20 protein-coding genes and 1 riboswitch are annotated in these 18,581 nt (G+C 49.9%); of the genes, 8 read left to right on the forward strand and 12 right to left on the reverse strand.

Annotation, left to right across the window (positions count from 1 at the left end; translation table 11 throughout):
• Window positions 1–107 precede the first annotated feature (107 nt).
• On the reverse strand, window positions 108–389 hold the full coding sequence (locus AJ81_RS07395) for a type II secretion system protein (RefSeq protein ID WP_038059749.1): 282 nt from the start codon (window positions 387–389) through the stop codon (window positions 108–110).
• Window positions 390–598: 209 nt separating this feature from the next.
• Window positions 599–1,021, reverse strand: coding sequence for a prepilin-type N-terminal cleavage/methylation domain-containing protein (locus AJ81_RS07400; RefSeq protein ID WP_306452425.1), 423 nt, complete (start codon window positions 1,019–1,021; stop codon window positions 599–601).
• Between the two features lie 151 nt (window positions 1,022–1,172).
• Here AJ81_RS07400 and AJ81_RS07405 point away from each other — a divergent pair, with 151 nt between their 5' ends.
• From AJ81_RS07405 to AJ81_RS07420, 4 genes are read left to right on the forward strand one after another with little or no spacing between them, the layout of a single operon-like run.
• On the forward strand, window positions 1,173–2,075 hold the full coding sequence (locus AJ81_RS07405; protein WP_031504243.1) for a hypothetical protein: 903 nt from the start codon (window positions 1,173–1,175) through the stop codon (window positions 2,073–2,075).
• Between the two features lie 59 nt (window positions 2,076–2,134).
• Window positions 2,135–3,367: a PhoPQ-activated pathogenicity-related family protein gene (locus tag AJ81_RS07410; RefSeq protein ID WP_031504241.1), complete on the forward strand. Its 1,233-nt coding sequence runs from the start codon at window positions 2,135–2,137 to the stop codon at window positions 3,365–3,367.
• Complete coding sequence (locus tag AJ81_RS07415) at window positions 3,364–4,041, forward strand: aspartate/glutamate racemase family protein (protein WP_031504239.1); 678 nt, start codon at window positions 3,364–3,366, stop codon at window positions 4,039–4,041. Before AJ81_RS07410 ends, AJ81_RS07415 begins: the two co-directional genes overlap by 4 nt.
• A 23-nt stretch (window positions 4,042–4,064) precedes the next feature.
• Window positions 4,065–7,076 (forward strand): efflux RND transporter permease subunit, encoded by a 3,012-nt coding sequence (locus AJ81_RS07420; protein ID WP_031504238.1) that lies wholly within the window; start codon window positions 4,065–4,067, stop codon window positions 7,074–7,076.
• On the opposite strand, the gene AJ81_RS07425 is transcribed toward AJ81_RS07420, so the two are convergent.
• Genes AJ81_RS07425 through AJ81_RS07440 form a run of 4 tightly spaced genes read right to left on the reverse strand, consistent with a single transcriptional unit; the run spans window position 7,062 to window position 9,730 of the window.
• Window positions 7,062–7,847 carry an ABC transporter ATP-binding protein gene (locus AJ81_RS07425; RefSeq protein WP_051368751.1) on the reverse strand — a complete coding sequence of 262 codons (786 nt, stop codon included), beginning with the start codon at window positions 7,845–7,847 and terminating at the stop codon, window positions 7,062–7,064. The genes AJ81_RS07420 and AJ81_RS07425 overlap by 15 nt on opposite strands.
• On the reverse strand, window positions 7,769–8,716 hold the full coding sequence (locus AJ81_RS07430; RefSeq protein WP_031504234.1) for an ABC transporter substrate-binding protein: 948 nt from the start codon (window positions 8,714–8,716) through the stop codon (window positions 7,769–7,771). The genes AJ81_RS07425 and AJ81_RS07430 overlap by 79 nt, the downstream gene beginning before the upstream one ends.
• 2 nt (window positions 8,717–8,718) lie before the next feature.
• The gene (locus AJ81_RS07435; protein WP_051368752.1) at window positions 8,719–9,468 is read right to left on the reverse strand and encodes an ABC transporter permease; all 750 of its coding nucleotides are present in this window, start codon (window positions 9,466–9,468) and stop codon (window positions 8,719–8,721) included.
• Window positions 9,443–9,730, reverse strand: a complete 288-nt coding sequence (locus AJ81_RS07440; protein WP_031504230.1) for a thiamine-binding protein — start codon at window positions 9,728–9,730, stop codon at window positions 9,443–9,445. Before AJ81_RS07440 ends, AJ81_RS07435 begins: the two co-directional genes overlap by 26 nt.
• A 38-nt stretch (window positions 9,731–9,768) precedes the next feature.
• Window positions 9,769–9,878: riboswitch (TPP riboswitch) on the reverse strand.
• A 149-nt stretch (window positions 9,879–10,027) separates the two neighbouring features.
• Between AJ81_RS07440 and AJ81_RS07445 the strand changes: the two genes are divergently transcribed.
• From AJ81_RS07445 to AJ81_RS07460, 4 genes are all read left to right on the forward strand, one after another.
• Complete coding sequence (locus AJ81_RS07445; RefSeq protein ID WP_031504228.1) at window positions 10,028–10,543, forward strand: hypothetical protein; 516 nt, start codon at window positions 10,028–10,030, stop codon at window positions 10,541–10,543.
• 12 nt (window positions 10,544–10,555) lie between these two features.
• Complete coding sequence (locus AJ81_RS07450; protein WP_031504226.1) at window positions 10,556–11,230, forward strand: response regulator transcription factor; 675 nt, start codon at window positions 10,556–10,558, stop codon at window positions 11,228–11,230.
• A 2-nt stretch (window positions 11,231–11,232) separates the two neighbouring features.
• The gene (locus AJ81_RS07455; RefSeq protein WP_031504224.1) at window positions 11,233–11,775 is read left to right on the forward strand and encodes a hypothetical protein; all 543 of its coding nucleotides are present in this window, start codon (window positions 11,233–11,235) and stop codon (window positions 11,773–11,775) included.
• A gap of 63 nt (window positions 11,776–11,838) precedes the next feature.
• Complete coding sequence (locus AJ81_RS07460) at window positions 11,839–12,501, forward strand: sensor histidine kinase (RefSeq protein WP_031504222.1); 663 nt, start codon at window positions 11,839–11,841, stop codon at window positions 12,499–12,501.
• A 3-nt stretch (window positions 12,502–12,504) separates the two neighbouring features.
• Here AJ81_RS07460 and AJ81_RS07465 read toward each other — a convergent pair whose 3' ends face one another.
• The 6 genes from AJ81_RS07465 to AJ81_RS07490 are packed head-to-tail and all read right to left on the reverse strand — an operon-like array spanning window position 12,505 to window position 18,531.
• The gene (locus tag AJ81_RS07465; RefSeq protein WP_031504220.1) at window positions 12,505–13,752 is read right to left on the reverse strand and encodes a nickel-dependent lactate racemase family protein; all 1,248 of its coding nucleotides are present in this window, start codon (window positions 13,750–13,752) and stop codon (window positions 12,505–12,507) included.
• A gap of 11 nt (window positions 13,753–13,763) precedes the next feature.
• The gene (locus AJ81_RS07470) at window positions 13,764–14,918 is read right to left on the reverse strand and encodes a UxaA family hydrolase (protein WP_031504219.1); all 1,155 of its coding nucleotides are present in this window, start codon (window positions 14,916–14,918) and stop codon (window positions 13,764–13,766) included.
• Window positions 14,915–15,202 carry a UxaA family hydrolase gene (locus AJ81_RS07475; RefSeq protein WP_031504216.1) on the reverse strand — a complete coding sequence of 96 codons (288 nt, stop codon included), beginning with the start codon at window positions 15,200–15,202 and terminating at the stop codon, window positions 14,915–14,917. Before AJ81_RS07475 ends, AJ81_RS07470 begins: the two co-directional genes overlap by 4 nt.
• 10 nt (window positions 15,203–15,212) lie before the next feature.
• Window positions 15,213–16,544 (reverse strand): NAD(P)-dependent malic enzyme, encoded by a 1,332-nt coding sequence (locus AJ81_RS07480; protein ID WP_031504214.1) that lies wholly within the window; start codon window positions 16,542–16,544, stop codon window positions 15,213–15,215.
• Window positions 16,545–16,558: 14 nt separating this feature from the next.
• On the reverse strand, window positions 16,559–17,014 hold the full coding sequence (locus tag AJ81_RS07485) for a tripartite tricarboxylate transporter TctB family protein (RefSeq protein ID WP_031504213.1): 456 nt from the start codon (window positions 17,012–17,014) through the stop codon (window positions 16,559–16,561).
• Window positions 17,011–18,531 carry a tripartite tricarboxylate transporter permease gene (locus AJ81_RS07490; protein ID WP_051368753.1) on the reverse strand — a complete coding sequence of 507 codons (1,521 nt, stop codon included), beginning with the start codon at window positions 18,529–18,531 and terminating at the stop codon, window positions 17,011–17,013. The genes AJ81_RS07485 and AJ81_RS07490 overlap by 4 nt, the downstream gene beginning before the upstream one ends.
• Window positions 18,532–18,581: the final 50 nt, after the last annotated feature.

An 18,581-nucleotide genomic window follows, 5' to 3' on the forward strand; every position in this document is an offset into this window, starting at 1 on the left:
CGAAGCTATAGCTTACACCCGTTTCGGTGACGGTTGCTCCCGGTAGAACGCTCTGCAACCTGCTATAATCCACAACTCCGCTGTAAGTTATGGTGACATGATAAGCTTCATCGTTTCTGGTGGCAGAGAGTGTAATGGGCAAGTTCCTGCACGCTCGTGAGATAGCTCTTACTCACAAGAAAGTTCAGATCGAAGTTCGTCTGCGTGGGTGGTTTTTCGACCGAAACGTAGCTTTCAGCGGCGGCTCTGATGTTTCTCAGGTTCATCGCAACTCGTGTTGCTCTTGCTTGGTGTACCGCGTTCACGGCGAAGGATGTCACTATGGTGAGAAGAATCGCAATTACAGCTAAAACGGTCAGAAGTTCGATCAAGGTGAAGGCTTTAAGCATTTTTCCCGAACCTTTCCGTCGGTATCGATCAATTCATTATAAACCATGGCCTTGGGAAAATACAACTCTTTTATGGGCTTTACACAAGGAATTTTGTTTCGAGGAAAATTGTGAGGTTAGCCTCTCGCCCTTCAACGATATGGGTATCGAGCTTAAGGGTAAAATGAAAAAAACCGGCGAGACCGCCGGTTGAGTTTCTTTAATGACGCTCACCACCAGATCGGGATGCTGAAGCTGTAAGTTACGTTGTTGCCAGTACGGGTTGCTTCTGGTAATATGCCTCTCAGCTTATCGATATCAACACCACCTGTGTACACTATTTGGGCAGTCACAACCGTTGCAGCCTGCGTTGCTGTTATCCTGTAGTTTTCCAAGCCAGCCGTGTTCGTGAGATAACCCTGAGTCTTGAGGTTATCAATGCTTAAACCCGTTGCGGTTTTGTTAATCATAACGAAGCTTTCTGCAGCCGATCTAATGTTCCTCAGGTTCGACGCCACCTGTGTTGCCTTCGCCTGCGCCACTGCGTTCAGCGCGACTGGGGTCGCTATCGCCAGCAATGCCGCGATGACTGCCAAGACGATCAAAAGTTCGATCAACGTGAAACCTCTCACCATTTTTCTGATTTTCTTCATACGTTTCACCTCCGTTCGGTTTTGTTTTAATTATACACCCAACCGTTGGAAAAATGCAAGTTCATTATTGCGTAACTGTGTAGTTCCACCAAACAACTTTTTTCGCTGTTCATGACAAGAGTGCTAAACTCCTTACTGTGAGGTGGTCGCCGTGAAGAGGTGCGGACTGTTGTTGGTAGTGTTGGCGAACTGTATCTTTGCTCAGTTGCTCTACATTTCTCCCGCGATGGATCTGGCACTCAGTGTGTACGAACCGTTCTTCGTGAGTCAACCCATCAGGCCAGGTGAGATCGGTTTGTTCAGGGTGATGAACGCGGCGAGCACGATACAGATAATGTCTTTCGAGGTTGGTCCGAACGTGACTCTCGATCAACTTGCCCTCTCCACGAAACAAGCAGCGATGAACGAAAGAAGCACTGGCAAAATCAAGATCGCGAACGTCGACTGTTTCTTTCGCTGGTTCTCCATCGAAACTTCCGGCAGGATCGTTCAATCTTTTCAGCTCATCTTTCTTCGCTTGGCCAAAGCGTACGTTTCGAGTTACTTTGCGCCCGAAGAAGAATTCTACACCTACTTGGTCCCAGCGTTGTTGACCGTTCAAAGTCTCAAAGGTCCAACGTGGTTCAACCACGTGGATGAAAAGCACGGCTACAAGCTCATGCTTTACGAACCTTTCCAACCTGCGGAAGTTGAAGAAGGAGAGATCGGTTCTTTCATAGCACTGGACCAAGCAAAGGTGGGTTACATTCAGATCGTTCAGGAAAAGCTTCCAAAACGTATGAAAGTCGACGAATATGCGAATCTGGTTGAGAAAAACACGCTGTCAAAACTGAACCAGTACAAGCTGTTCTCTTCGAGGAAGAATTTGGTTGAAGGCAACGAATTCTTCTGGAGGATCTTTTCTTTCACTCAGAACCAGATGAACTTCAAAGCACTCCAAGCTCACCTCGTAGTAGACCAAGTTGCCATTACCCTCACTTACCTTTCGAGCGAGGAAAACTTCGAACAGTTCTTGCCCGCCGCCATCGGAACGATCTTCTCGTTCAGGATGTGAGACCTTCCACGAACGTTCTCAACGTCCGCAGGGTGTATAATCTTGACGGAGGTGCTGGTATGAAAAAAATCTTTGTGTGGTTCATCGTGGTACTGACATGTGTCGCGATAGGTCAAGAATTGTTCGAGTACGTTCGAACCCACAAAGATGTTTCATACAAAGTAGTTTCCGAAAAAGTCTCGGAGAACGGGTTCAAGATGATCCACGTACTTTTGAAGAGTCAAACGTGGCGCGGGTTCGAGTGGAAGCACGACGTTCTGATCGTTATACCTCCAAAAGTCGAGTTCGAGAACACCGCGGTGTTGCTCATCACGGGAGACTTCGATCCAACGAGAGCTAAAGAAGTCGAAGATTTCCTCTGGATTGCAGAAAAGTTTGGAGCACCCTTCATCGTACTGGGGGACGTTCCGAATCAGCCCATCTTCGGCTTGAGGGAAGACGATCTCATCGCACACACCTTCGTTCAGTACGGTGAAACGAACGATCCAACCTGGCCATTGCTTTTCCCGATGACTACATCGGCCGTGGCTGCGATGGACATGGCACAAGAAATGCTGAACGTTGAAAAGTTCTTCGTCACAGGTGCTTCAAAACGTGGTTGGACAACTTGGTTGACTGCGGTGCTGGACGATCGAGTCTTCGCCATAGCACCGATCGTTTTCGACAATTTGAACTTTGAAAAACAACTCGCCCAACAGATGAAGATGTACGGTGAATACAGTAGAAGCATTTCACCGTACGTTGAGAGGGGTTTGCCCGAATACGTGCGTACCGAGGTTGGACAAAAACTTCTGAAGATGGTTGATCCGTACAGTTATAGAGATCGTCTCACGATGCCGAAGTACATCGTGAACGCCACCAACGATGAGTACTGGACCATATATTCCAGCATGCTGTACTTCTTCGACCTTCCAGGGAAGAACTATCTGCTGTACGTGCCGAACAATCCCCATGGGATAAAGAACATACCCTACGTGGTGGACAATCTTTCAAGCTTCTTCAAACTCGTGCTGAAGAATGTACTTCCCCAGATCAGTTTTGAAATCTCCGATGGAACTATCGTGATAAAGGATGATCCTGTGATTCGTCAAGTTTACTTGCACAGGGCCGTTTCTGACACGACCGATTTCAGAAAATCTCTCTGGTTGAGATTTCCAATCCTGCCCGATGCGGGTGTATACTCGATCTCGGTGGAACCACCTCAAGGCAGGCACGTGGCGTATTATGCTGAGATCGTGCTCGAAATCGAAGGTCTGACACTGAGCGTGTGCACTCCGGGGGTGTACAAATGAGGAAAATCGCTGGTATAGTTGGAGGCATGGGTTCGCTCTCGACGGTGGATTTCTTGAAGAAGGTCGTCGAATCGACATACGCTGAAAAGGATCAAGATCACATAAGAATGATCGTCGATTTCAACACCTCAGTTCCTGACAGAACGACCGCCATCTTGCACAACGGCGAAGATCCCACACCGTACTTGGTCGACTCGGTGAAGAGGCTGGAAAAAGCTGGAGCCGATTTCGCACTCTTCGTCTGCAACACCGCTCACGCCTTTTTGGGAAAGGTGCAAGGGCAGGTGAACATACCGATTCTGAACTTGCCGAAGCTGGCTCTGGAAAAACTGGCAAGCGTGGGTGTGAAGAGCGCGTGGCTCACCGGGACCAAGGGACTCATAGCGAGTGGAATGTACCAGAAGGTGGCAAGAGAGGTGGGCTTCGAGCTGAAGGTGCCAGATTTATCCGTGCAGGATGCCGTGATGAACGTGATCTATTCTGTGAAAGCTGGAAAGCTCGAGGAGGCAAGGAAAGTCTGGCTCGAGAAGGTCGAACCTCATTTGGACGGATATGTTCTTCTCGCTTGCACGGAACTTCCCGTCGTGGCATGCAGCAACAGGCTCAAGCTCGTCGATCTGAACGAACTGTGGGCGAAGATGATCGTGGAAATGTGCGGTGGGAGGCTGAGATGAGACGCAGGAGGTGAGACCAAAAAATGAACGTTGCAAGGCAAGCCTCCAAAAGACCTGTCGCGGTTTTCATGCTGCTGCTCGCCATCGCAGCGCTGGGTGTGATTGCCCTTCGAAGACTCCACCTCGAGCTCATTCCAAACCTTGAATATCCCTACGCTGCAGTTTTCGCCACTTACATGGGTGCCGGTACTGAAGAAGTCGAACAACTCGTCACCGAACCTTTGGAGCGCATCATCGCTACAGTCCCCGGGGTAAAGAGGTTCACTTCCGTATCTCAACCCGGTTTTTCCTTCATTCTCATCGAATACGCTTGGGGTGTGGACGTACTTTCTGCCTCGTCTCGGCTCGAGAGATATCTGAGCCTCGCACAAGCGAATTTACCGGAACAAGTGAAGCCTTCCGTCGTGGAGTTCGATCCTTCGTTGTTGCCGGTTTTCGTGTTCTCAACAGAACAGGATGTGGAATCGTTCGTTGATCAAATAAAGAGACTTCCAGATGTGGCGGGCGTTGAGGTGCTTGGCAAAGCAAGCAAACGCGTTGTCGTGAGGCTCGATCCAGAAAAGGTTGAACAGCTTGGACTCGATCTTTCACTCATGGAGATGTTTCTCTCTGGCAACGCGATCTATCCGATGGGCCAGGTCAAAGATGAAAACGGTAACGTTTATCCCATCACGGTTGATGCACGCTTTAGGAACTTGGAAGAACTGAGAAATGCGATCGTGGGTTTCAGGGGCCTGACCTACCAGACAGCGATGAGCGGGCAACTTCCCAAGTTGCTGGTGCCGATCAGGCTGGGACAAGTGGCGTCCATCGAAGTGGTGGAAGAAGAAGTCCGTGGGGTCGTGAGGGTCAACGGTCATTCGACGAACGTTGTGGCGGTCAGGAAAAGATCGGGCGCGAACACTGTCGAGAGTGTGAGACAAATCAAGAATCTGTTGAAGCAGTTGAAAGTTTCTTACACACCTTTGATAGACCAATCACTCTACACGCAGAGGGCTGTGAACAACTTGTTGAAGAACTTGCTCTTGGGATTGCTGTGCGCTTCCATCGTGGTTGCGATATTCGTTCCGAACATCTTCAACACGCTGATCGTTTCTTTGAGCATCCCTGTTTCACTGATCATCGCGATAGTTTTGATGTACTTCTTCAAACTGAACTTCGATCTCCTCACACTCGGAGGACTCACGATGGCCGTGGGGATGCTCGTTGACAACGCGATCGTGGTGTTCGAAAACATCTTCAGGCACAAGAGCGAAGGTCAAGATTATCTTGAAGCCGCTTCTCGGGGTACCAAGGAAGTTTTCGGTGCGATCTTCGCTTCCACCGCGACGACCGTCATAGTGTTCGTGCCACTGTTGTTCACAGAAAGCTTTGCTGCAACGATGTTCAAGTACTTCGCAGCCACGCTTTCGTTGGCGTTGGGTGCGTCTTTGGCCGTGGCGGGTGTGCTCGTGCCGGCAGGATCGAAGTGGATCATGTCGAGAAAGATCGAAGCGTACGAGAAATTCAGGATCACTTACAAAAACTCTCTGGAGCGTTTGCTGGACAGAAAAGTCGTGGTGCTTCCGTTAGTTCTGGTGATCTTGCTGTTCAGTGTCTTCGTGTTGATGAACAGACCGAGAAGCTTCACACCGAAGTTCGAATCGAACACTCTATCGATCGTTGTGAAGATGAACGAGCAGGCCGGTTATGAAAAGACGTCTCAGGTCGTTTCCGAATTAGAGAAATTCATTCTCGAGAGGAAAGAAAAGTTCAACGTGCAACACGTCTATTGTGAAGTTGGAATAACGAGCGAACTTTCACAGATCGTTGGCGGCGCGAGCGAAGACAAGGGAACGATCTACGTTTGGTTCGGTGGCAAAAGGACAGAGTACGTTGAGAACAAGAAGGCGTTGCTCTCAGAACTTCAGAAATTTCAAATCCAAGGTGCCACGTTGAGCGTTGGCGAATCGGACTTCATGTCAGAGTTGTTCGGATATCCTCTCACGATAGTTCTGAGGGGAAAAGACATAGACCTTCTCTTGAAAGAGGCTGAAAGACTCAGCGATGCGTTGAAGCAGAAGGGTATCGGTCAGGTCGCAGTCCGTGGTAAAGCCACTCTGCAAACCATGATGGTTGATATAGACAGAACCAAAGCGATCTTCTCAGGTTTGCTTCCGGGCCAATTGCTCATGGAATTTCAGCGTCGAACGGTCGGACAGGCCATCGGCATCGTTTCAACCGAGGAAGGAAGTTTACCAGTCTTTTTGAAGGTCTCCAGCCTTGGAACGGTTGAAGACGTTGGGGGCGTTGTGTTCAAGAACATGAGGAATCAACAGATACCGCTGGACGTGATCGCGAACGTTGAGAAAAGACAGACCTTGACATCCATTTCGCACATGAACGGAGAACGTGTGGTGTACGTGGACGTTACGGAATCGCAATTCTCCGTGTCGAAGTTGACACGAATCGCAGAGGAAACCATCAACGATTTGAAACTGAAAGTGGACCACGAGTTCTCCGGGCAGAAGAACTCGATGGACACGCTCTTCTCTGAATTCAGAACCATCATAATCATCGCCGCGATACTCGTCTACATGTTTCTGGCGGCCCAGTTCGAATCTCTCGTCGTGCCGTTCATCATATTCATGTCCGTGCCGATCGCGTTGGTGGCACTCACACTCACAATGCTCATCTTCAATTACGAGTTGAACCTTCCCGTACTGGTGGGGAGTCTGACGTTGGTCGGTACCGTGGTGAACAACGCCATTGTGATGGTGAGCTTCGTACTTCAAAGAAGACGTGAAGCGAAAGAAGTTTCGTTCAGAACGATCATCACAGAATCGGCTTCGTTGAGGCTCAGGCCCATCTTGATGACCAGCCTCACCACGATCTTGGCTCTGCTTCCCGTCGCACTCAGCAGGGCTGAAGGTTCAGAGCTCGAATCGCCAATCGCGTGGACGATCATCTTAGGCTTGAGCATCACGACACTTTTCACACTGTATGTCGTTCCGATGTTGCTCGAGCTGTTGCTGAAAAGATCAACTCGAGCTTGAGAATATCTCCTGATAGATCCGCGAAACCAGCTTTTGGTAAATGGGCTCGTCGAGGATCTCGATGGTTCTTGGTTTTTTCAATTCCACATCGAAGATCCTTCTGACCCTTGCAGGTCTCTGTGAAAGTAAAACGATCCTGTCTGCGAGAAAGACGGCCTCCTCAACGCTGTGCGTCACGAGTAAGACGGTTATGTTCTCTCTCGCCACAAGCTCGGAAAACAACAGCTGTAAACTTCTTCGAGTCTGTGCATCCACAGAGCTGAAAGGTTCGTCCATCAACAATATCTTTGCGCCAGTGACTAAAGCGCGTGCGAGTGAGACTCTTTGCCTCATACCGCCGGAAAGTTCGTATACCCATCTGTAGGCCCAATCTTCGAGCTGAACCTTTTTCAAATACTCCATGGCCATGGTTCTCGCTTCGCGCTTGCTCATACCGTTCAAGCGAAGCGGCAGAGAAACGTTGTCGATACAATTCATCCATTCGAACAGTGTGTCCCGCTGCGGCATGTATCCTACTCTCTCGCTGTTCAATAAGACTTCGCCGGTGTAGTCCACCAAACCCAAGATGGCCTTCAACAACGTCGTTTTGCCACAACCAGAGGGGCCGAGCACGGCCACGATTTCACCGCGCTCGACCCACAGATCGACACCATCTATCACCAACAAGCGATCGTAAGAAACTACAAGATTCTTCACTCCGAGGGCAAGAACTCGTTCGTGAACGCCTTCTCTATCTGAAGTTCTGGAACCAAGTTGTTCTCTCTCATCCACGCGTAGAACCTCCTCCAGATTTTCTCATCCTGCCATCCCCACTTCGGTGAATCTTCCCAGTACTTCGAAGACAAATACCGCTGCGATTCGATGACCAATCTTTCGTCGAGCTCTGGAGCATGCTTGAGCAATATCTTCGCCGACTCTTCCGGATTCTTCATTGCGTAGAGATAACCCTTGCTCACCGCTCTCAGAAACTTTCTGACCAAATCTGGCGATTGTTGGATCAGTTTCTCGCTGGTGATCAGCACGGGCGTATAGTAGTCGAAGGTTTCATCAATGTCTTTCAGTGCCAAAAACTCCACATCGAGGCCCGCGAGCTTCGCCGCGATCACTTCCCAACCGTAGAAGACCCATTGGAAATCGAAAATCCTCTGTCTCAAACCCGTCACGAAGTCGAGCTGTCCGACGGTTTGCATCTTCACCTTCGACCAATCGATACCGTACTTTTTCGCAATTGTTTTGAGTATGACTTCTTCTATCTCCGTGCCCCAGGCGCCGTAGACCTTGCCTTCCCAATCTTTTGGAGAAGAGATGCCAGAATTTCTCAACCAAGCGAAACCACTCGTGTTGTGCTGAATGACGGCCGCGATCGAAACCACCGGAAGACCTTGGGCGCGTGCGTAGGTCACGAACTCCTGAAAACTCACGCCGAAATGCGCGTTGCCACTCGCCACCATTTGTTCGGCACTCATCTTCGCTGGTTCAACTATGGAAACGTTCAAACCTTCCTGAGCGAAGTAACCCTTTTCGAGTGCCACGTACAGACCCGTGTGGTTCGTGTTGGGATACCAGTCCAGCACGACGACGATCTGTTGTGCGAACGAAATCGTGCAGGCAAGCAACAAAACAAGCCAGACCTTCTTCACCTTCAGCCACCTCCCTCGAGCTTTGTTGCCCATGGAAAGAGTTTTCTTTGAAGAAACTGAAGCGTATAGAACAGCGTGAGCGTGAACACGATGATGATGAAAACAGCCGTGAAGACCCTGTCGACCCTGAAAGAGTTCAAGGCTCTTATGATATAGATGCCGAGCCCTGCCTGTGCACCCATCCATTCGGCAATGACTGCGGCCGTCAAAGAGTAGGTGATCGCGACCTTCATGCCCGCGATCGTGTAAGGAACGGTGTGTGGTAGGTAGAGATGCTCGAGCTTGTGGTACCACTTCGCACCGTGAGCTTTGAGAAACTCGAGTTTCTCTCTGTCAACGGTTTTGAACCCCTCGTAAGTGTTCACAACGATGGGAAAGAAACACAGAAAGGCCACGGTGCCTATCTTCGTACCGATTCCAAAGCCGAACCATATGGCGACGATGGGCGCCACCACCGTGATGGGGATCGTCTGTGTGAACACTATGATTGGGAGCAAGGTTCTTGCTACGCTCTCAACGAGGAACATGAGCGAGGCGATCGCAACACCTAAGAGCAACGCGAGAAAATAACCAGCTATCGCTTCGTACAGCGTCACAGAAGTGTGTCTCAGAAGAACATCTTGGTTTCTCAGGAGCTCAAGCAAGATCTGCGAAGGTTTCGGCAACAAATACGTCGGCACGGGAACTATTTGCCAGAGAAAGATCAGAGTCGCAACACTGATGAGCTCAACGATACTTCGCGATCTTTTCATCAATGTTCACACCACTCTTTGCGCAGTCGAAGGCAACTTCCAAAACGTATCTGTCGCACAGCGGTGTTATCTTTTTGTAGATTTCTTCGATGAGCTTGAGTAGCTGGGAGAACTCACCTTCGACGGTGGTTTCAGATGGCCCAACCAGGTACTTCAACCCACTGTTAGCTATAACACCGATCGCTTCGTCCACGAGTCCGTAGATTTGATCTTTGCTTTCCGCCTTCAAAGGCAACAGTCTGATCGAACATGTGATCTTCATACCAACACCTCCCAAAGCAAAAAACCCGTCGGCGACGGGCTGAGATTTCTCACTCTCCCTACGCCGGCATTACCCGGATCAGGTTCAATGGGTCGAGGACTTCCGCCCTCCTCTCAGCCCCGGATCAGGAGCTCCCCAGAGTTCGAAGATATTCACTTTTCCCATGCTTATTATAACACATCCAGAACTCAGCGTTCAACCACGCTACGAGTTGCGGTAAAATAGCTTTGGCTTTCGAACTGTTCAGATTCTAATGTCTTTTTAATGAGAGATCTGATAACATGTGATGGTGGTAGAATGAGAAGAATTGTTGTCTTCTGTTTCTTACTGGTATCGATCCTGTCTGTGACACAGGATTTCATGGAGAGAGTCGTACTCAACGCGTCTTTGTATGAGACGCTCGATTTTTCTCAAATCAATCTCACGATCCTTGACGCGATCAATCTGACGAACGAAAAAGACGTGGTCGCAGCGTACCTGACACTCGTTGAAAACAAGCTCGTGTGGATCGTTCTCAGCTTGAAATACGAATATACCATCTCCACATCGAAAGCCAGGATACTGTCAAAGAAACCCATTCAAATCAAACCATTCACTTACACCGTCGGTTTGAGAGAGGCCATATCGTTGACGGTGATGTCCATAGGAAAGAATGTGTTGTTCGGAGTGTATCGATCCGACAGTTGGGTGGTTGGAAACAACAAGAACATGGCGTTCGTGAGCATGAAGACACCCGCGATTCTGAGGATCGATTCGTCGCCGGAAGTTTTCAAACAGGTCCAGCAAGAAATTCTCAAGAAACAGCAGAAGTAGCGGGTGGTCAGGATGAGGATACTCGTTGTGGAGGACAACGAAGACTTAGCGAATTCCATAAAGAGAGGACTCGAAAAGGAAGGTTACTCGGTGCAGCTCGCCTTCGATGGCGATACGGGTCTTGACATGGCGTTGGAAGGAAATTACGACTGCATCGTTTTGGACGTGTTGCTTCCTGGTGTGGATGGTTTCGAGTTCGTCCAGACGCTCAGAGAAACCAACGTTCAAACACCCGTGTTGATGCTGACAGCTTTGGATTCTGTGGACGACAAAGTAACTGGTCTGAGCAGCGGTGCGGACGACTATTTGACCAAACCTTTCGATTTCAGAGAGTTGCTCGCACGCGTTCAAAGCCTCATAAGAAGAAGCCACCTTTTGAGAGGGGAAGTCCTCAGCTTCAAAGACATTCAGCTGAACAGCAGAACACGCAAAGTGACGGTCAAAGGCGCTGAGCTGAAACTGAGCAGAAGAGAATTCGATCTACTGGAACTCTTCATGCGCGATCCAAACGTGGTATTCAGTCGTGAAGAGATCCTCGAACGCGTTTGGGGAAACGAGCGAGAGACCAAAAGCAACGTGGTCGATGTTTATGTACTCTATCTGAGGAGCAAGCTCAAGCCCTTCGGTTACGACAAATTCCTCGAGAGCGTCCCTGGGATCGGCTACAGGCTCAGAACGGAGGCGTGAGCATGCCCACATTGAGGCATGCCATCGAGAAGTATTACCTTTCGATATTCGTCGTTTCCATGGTCGTCATGTCCGCCGTGTTGATCCTCTTGCTCCACAGCCTCGCGATCAAAAGGATAGACCAAGAGATGCTCGTGTTCACGAACGATCTGCTCAGATTTCTCGAAAAGCCCGAAGGTCAGCCAGTTGCCATATTCGGAAAGAAGAACTACGCGTTCCACGTCACCGAACAGGGTAGAACAATAGCGAGTTACAACCTCCCGGACGATTTCGTGGTGCCGAAGACCGAAGGCTTTCACACGATCCACTCTCAGCGTTATGTGAAGTTGATCAGGGACGATCTGGAAGTGATCGTCACACGAAATTTGAAGGATCATTTCAGTTTTCTCGCTTCCTTGTCGATAACTCTGATGGCGGTACTGGTGCCGCTCACTTTTCTTGTACTGTTCTTTGGTCGAAGGCTGACTCGTAAGCTGACTACACCCATAGAGATGATCGGTGAACAGATGCAGCTGGTTTCGAAAGGCATGCTGGAAAAGATATAGATAGAACCCACGAGTAAGGAGGCCGAGATATTACAGACCCAGCTGAACGAAGCCATAGACAGATTGAACAGAACCATGGAAGAACTGAGAGACTTCGCAACCACTATATCCCACCAGCTGAGAAATCCCCTCGCCAGTGCCAAAACAAGGCTCGAAGTGCTCTTGACGGAGGATCTACCCGACAACGTGAAGATCGAGATGGAGAAGATCAAGCACAACATCGACAGGATGGTCGAGATCACATCACAACTGTTGCTCATCGCGAGAACGCAACACACCTCGGCGAAGAACTTCGAAGAGGAAGACCTGTCGAGCTTGATACTCGAGAGCATAGACCAAGTTTCACAGAAGTACAACAACAAGGAGTTCCTGATCGACTCGATCAAGGAGATAAAAGTAAAGTGCGTTGGTCCACTGTTGATACACGCCTTCGCCAATCTTCTCGACAACGCGTGTAAGTACTCCAGTTCAGAAAAACCTATCACTTTGCACGTCGAAGAGAGCGGAGAAACTGTGAAAGTGGAAGTTTGCAATTACGGAGATCCCATCCCAGAACAGGATCGAGACAAGATTTTTCTCAAGTTCTTCAGATCGAGCAACGCAAGAACCGAGGGCTTTGGCCTCGGTTTGGCCGTGGTGAAGGCCATAGCTGATCTGCACAGGGCGCAGGTTTACTACGAATGTGAAGACGGGGTCAACAAGTTCGTCATGATCCTGCCAAAGTGAAAGTCATTCGAGCACAGGCAGGGTGGAGTTCGCGTATGGCATGAACAGAATCGACGCTGACTTTCCATGTTTTTCGAGCGCCGCATCGACCGCTCTCTGTGGATCGCTGAAGGGTGTCATGAATATCTCTCTCACAACGTTCTCGTCCATGCTCGAACACAGAAAGATGTCGGTCTTCTTGAGAACTCTGCAGAAGCCCACAGCTTTGTGGCCTCCCAGCACGAAGTTGGACCTTATCCACTGCAACGGTTCGTCTGGGCTTTTTGCTTTTCTCATCCACTCTTCGAAAGTTCGTTCCCCAAAACCTTCTCTGCACTCTGCTATAAGTACGATTGTGCCGTTGTCCTTCACCGCATGCGACGCATTGTCCAAACCCTTTTGCGCTTGATAGAGGTTTATGTCCTTCGGAAAACCACCGCACGAAACGATCACAACGTCGTACTTCTTCTTTATCGGAACCTTGTACATCGCATCTATGTACTTCACGCCCTCACGATGCGCGGTTATGGGGTGGCCCGCGACCGCTTTCACAATCTCTTTCTTGCTGTTGAGCACTACGTTCACGATGAACTTGACGTTGGTCATGGCACCGGCCTCTTCTATGTCGAGCCTCACTGGGCTGTTGATGTTTCCAGCGACGGCGCCTTCTGAAAGCATGAGCGAATGGTTTTTCTCGATGGTCCTCTTGCTGCACACACCCGGAAGAAGTGCTTTATAACCGCCACTGTAGCCGACGAACCAGTGTAGTTCAAGATTACCCGTGGCGATGATCAAGTCCGACTCAGCGACTAGTCTGAAGACGTCCACGGGAGTTCCCCGACTCGTCTCACCGATGTACACGCACTCATTGATGTCGTGGTTGATACAGTCGTAATGTTCGAACGCTTCTTCACCGACGGCTTTTTTCATCTCCTCTTCGCTCATCTTCCTGTGAAAACCAAGTGCGAAGACGATCTTTATCTGTTCACGTTTCACGCCCGCCCTACTCAGTTCGTCCAGAATCGGAGGAACGATGATGTGCGAAGGACTCGGACGCGTCAGGTCGCTCACCAATATGGCGATCTTCCTTGGTTTCATGTTTTCAACGATTTGCGTCAACGTAGGACTCGCTATGGGATTGTCCAAAGCCCTGCGGACTTCGCCGAACGGATCATCGACGCCCGGAAACTCTGTTTTGGGCGAAAGAATCTCTGTGTGATCCGGAACGTCGATTTGTAGCTGTTTTTCACCGTATTTCAGAGAGACTTTCATGATAGCTCACCTCACAGGGTGGGTTGTGTGAGGTAGATGCCGAACTCGTGGTGTCTCAGCATCTCACTTTTGGTCAATTTGCCGTTCAGAACTTCGATCAACTTGTGGAACAGTCTTTCTCCGGCCTGCTGGATGGTCGTCTTTCCTTCGAGCACGTCGCTCACGTCGACGTCTATGTTGTCGCTCATCCTGCTGTAGGTCTTCGCGTTCGCCGTGACTTTGATCACGGGTGCTATGGGACAACCTGTGGGTGTACCTCGGCCCGTTGTGAAGATCACAACCTGTGCCCCGCCGGCGACCATACCGCTGACCGACTCAACGTCATGCCCTGGACTATCCATGAAATAGAGTCCACCCGTTGGTATGGGTTCAGCGTACTCGAGGACTTTCTTTATGGGTTTCGTCCCAGCTTTGTAGATGGCTCCAAGCGATTTTTCCTCCAGAGTGGTCAAGCCTCCACGAATGTTTCCAGGCGTCGGATTGACACCGCGGATGTCTTCACCACCTGCGAGAGCGCTTCGCTCACACCTGTCCACAAGTTCAAGCAGCTTTTTCGCCACCTCTTCGTTCACGGCGCGCCTGGCCAAAAGGTGCTCCGCACCGATGATTTCTGTGGTTTCTGAGAAGACCACGGTCGCACCCAAATCGATGAGTTTGTCCGCCACGTACCCGACAACGGGATTGGAAGCGATTCCAGAGGTCGTGTCCGAGCCACCACATTCGATTGCGACAGTGACGCTGGAAAGATCCACTTCAATTTCTTTAATCTCACACTGTTCCATCATCCTCTGTAAGATTCGAACGCCTTTTTCAATCGTTCTGAGCGTGCCACCCTCTTCCTGTATGATCAGACATTCGGCAGGTTTCCCCGTCGCACGCACCGATTCGAAGATCTTCATGGTGGGAACCGTTTCACAGCCCAGTCCGACGAACAACACACCAGCGACGTTCGGATTGCACGCCATCCCCTTCAACACGTTCACAACTTTCTTCTCGTCGTCCTTCATGTGGTTACAACCGTGCTGGTTGTGCAGATACACAACGTTTGGAAAATTGCTCGCGATCTCTTCCGCTGTCCTCGTCGCGCAGATCACCGTTGGAACGACCAAGAAATGGTTGCGAAAACCTATCTTGCCGTCTGGCCTGAGAAATCCTTTCAGTTTCACGATCGACGCCCCCTCACACCGCGCTGGCCCGTAACGTTGTGAACGTGGACGTATTGGCCTTTCTTGATATCCATCGTGGCAACTCCGATCGGTTCACCGTACTTCACCACTTGGACACCCTGAGGAATATCGACCAGGGCAAATTTGTGCCCGAACGGCACATCTTCGAGCAACTCCACTGTGAGCTTTTCTTCTCCCAGAGCCACAGTGACTCGCTGCCCCTTGGAAAGGTCTTTTATCGCGGTCGCCACGTTGTCCTTCTTTGAAAACGCTATGGCGTCCATCGTCTTCACCTCACGGAAGTTTTATCAAGCGAGACTGAACCAAGACTTTCTCCATCTCTCTGCCCATGTTGATTCTTTCTTTGATCTTCTTCAAGAGCTCTTCGTCGGAAAGCGGATTTCTCGCAACATTTTGTTCAATCGCTTTCTTCGCCACGGCGAAGGCCTCTTCGACGTAGACCTCGCTCTCCTCCATCGTGGGCACTATGTACTCTTCATGGATTCCTTTCCTGTATGCGAAGTCCGCTATAGCCTGAGCAGCCGCGATGCACATCTCGTCGGTCACTTTCGTTGCGCGAACATCGAGCACGCCTCTGAAGATCGCTGGGAAACCAAGAGAATTGTTCACCTGATTTGGAAAATCGCTCCTGCCGGTCGCAACGATCCTTGCTCCAGCTTCTTTCGCTTCCCAAGGCCATATTTCTGGCACGGGGTTCGCTCCAGCGAAGACGATGGCATCTTTGTTCATCTTCTTGATCCATTCGGGTTTGATCACACCCGGTCCACTCTTCGAATAAGCGATGCACACGTCCGCGCCGATCAACGATTCTTCTATGCCTCCACTGACGTTGTCTGCGTTGGTCTTGATCCACATGCGTTTTGTGATGGGATCGAGTTGCTCTGCACGATCTTTCGTTATTATTCCCTTCGAATCGACGACCAGCACGTTGCCGAGATCCACACCCATCTTCTCTAAAAGCCTTGCGAAGGCGTAGTTGGCACTGCCAGCTCCTATGAGGGTGATCTTCACCTCGTTTATCTTCTTACCAACTATCCTCAACGCGTTGATCAATCCTGCCAACGTGATAGTCGCGGTTCCTTGCTGATCGTCGTGAAACACGGGGATGGAGAGTTCTTCTTGGAGTCTTTCGAGTAGAGCAAAGCATTTCGGCTTTTCTACGTCCTCCAAGTTTATACCAGAAATGCTGGGTGAGAGCCATTTGCAGAACTGAACGATCTCTTCGATCTCTTTGGTCCCCACGCAGAGAGGTATAGCATCCACTCCACCCAAGTATTTGAAGAGCAAGGCCTTACCCTCCATCACAGGCAAGCCTGCCTCTGGACCTATGTCCCCCAGGCCGAGTATCCTCGTACCATCGGTGACTATTGCGATCGTGTTCTCTTTGTTTGTGTATTCGTAAACTTTCGAAGGATCTTTCACTATCTCCTGACAGACCTTCGCAACACCTGGTGTGTACCAGATCGCGAAATCGTCGTACGATCTCACTGGTACTTTCGGTGCGGTCTGTATCTTTCCTCTGTAAAAGGGGTGCAACTTCAATGCCTCCTCGGACGGTTTCTGAGCTTTCTTCAACAGTTCTTCGACGTTCTTCTTGTAGTCCATTTTCTACACCTCCATTAAAAGAATAGTCCTCTCGGGAGAGGTACATGCAGGAGTCTGCCGAGAGCGTACCAAAAAATGAAAACGATCGCACAGTAACCGAGCGAGTAAAGAACAAAATGCTTTACTTTCAAACTCCTTCCGGCCAGTATCGCGAATATGACGATACCGAACACGATACTTCCCAACAGAAAGCCCAAAACCCAATCCATCATGTACACCCAGAGAAAGCTCAGAATCGCAACGAGAAAGATATAGAAGAAATCTTTCAAGGAAATGGACCTTGCGGCGCTCGGACCCCGCTTTTTGAAAAGCACGAGCGCTCTGATCAGTAGGATCACACTCAAGATCACCAAGAGTCCAAGGACAAATCGAGGAAACACGGCGGATAAATAGTTGTACTGCGTTGTTTGACCGAAAAGAACGACACTGAGGATCAAGATAACAATTGGGGTCAATATCTCAGCAATCATTTTTGATCACCACCCGGAATAACCATGCGTTTTTTCATGATCACAGGCCACAGCAAGAAAAACACGGAGAGCAGGATGAACACCCAGCACAACGGCCTGGTGATGAAGATCAACCAAGGCTGTGGATACTTTTTTCCTATCAACAAACCTTGAACCAAGCCTGATTCGATTATGGGACCCAATATCAAGCCCAAAGTTATGGGACCCGCTTCGAAACCAAGTTTTCTCAGCAGAAACCCGAGAAGACCAAGCATGAGCATCATGTACACATCAGAGATGTTGTTACTCACGCAATAAGATCCAATCATGGTCAAGAAGATGATCGTCGGTGCGAGCAAGCTGAGAGGGATTTTGGTTATGAGCTTTGCCATTCCCCTTCCGAAGGCCAGACCAACCGGCACCATGACGAAAGTCGCAAGGATGACACCTGCGACGAAGGTGTAAACCACATCAGCCCTTGTTGTGAACAACTCGGCGCCTGGCCTTAAACCTTGCATTAACAAAGCTCCGTACAGGATCGCATCCACGGGTGTGCCAGGAACTCCGAGCGTCATCAATGGTACAAAGCCTCCACCCACCACGGCGTTGTTCGAAGCCTCCGTGGCTATCACACCTTCAGGAATACCAGTTCCAAACTTTTCTGGATGCTTCGAAGCTCTCACAGCTTCACTGTACGCAACGAGGTTCGCTATGTTTCCGCCCGCGCCCGGCAACACACCTATGATGAAACCGATGACTGAGGCTCTGAGCAGATCGATCTGTCTCTTCATCACGTTGACGAACGTTTTCCAGAGCAAACCTTTCTGCACCTTAGCCTCCTGATACAACTGTTGTTTTGATCTGTTCAGTATCATCTCGATGACCTGGGGTATACAGAACAAACCGACCAGCGCCGGGATCAAACCCACACCACCGATCAACTCGGGTATGTTGAAGGTGAAACGCACGTTGCCCCCAACGGGTGCAACACCTATCGTGCTGAGCAGCACACCTATCAAACCACCGATGAAGCCCTTGAGGGTGTTGCCACGCGACAGTGAAGAGATCACTGTCAGACCAAATATTCCGAGCCAGAAGTACTCGGGAGGTCCGAACTTGAGAGCAACACGCGCGAGCATGGGCGCGAAGATCAAAAACATGAACAGACCGAACAGACCACCATAGAGTGATGAAAAGGTCGCGGTAAGGATTGCTTCCCACCCTCTACCTTGCTTAGACATGGGATAACCATCGAAGGTAGTGCCTATGTTGGATGGAGTACCCGGTGTTCTGAGCAGTATCGCCGAGAACGAACCACCGTATATCGCGGCCATGTAGAGTGAACCCAGAAAGACCAGACTGTCCGAAGCCGAGAGCCAGTAAGTTATAGGGAGAAACAAAGCCACACCCATCGTCGCGCTCAGACCTGGAAGCGCACCGATCACAAGGCCAACGCAGACGCCTCCCAACATCAACAAAAGAGTTTTCACGACGAACAGATGGGCAAAACCGTAGGCGAGGTATTGAAGACTCGACATGTAGATTCTTCCCCCTTTCAAACAAAAAACCCGCACCCTCGTGGGGTGCG

Origin of the sequence: Pseudothermotoga hypogea DSM 11164 = NBRC 106472, from assembly GCF_000816145.1 — a bacterium.
In the GTDB taxonomy this organism is placed as follows: domain Bacteria; phylum Thermotogota; class Thermotogae; order Thermotogales; family DSM-5069; genus Pseudothermotoga_A; species Pseudothermotoga_A hypogea.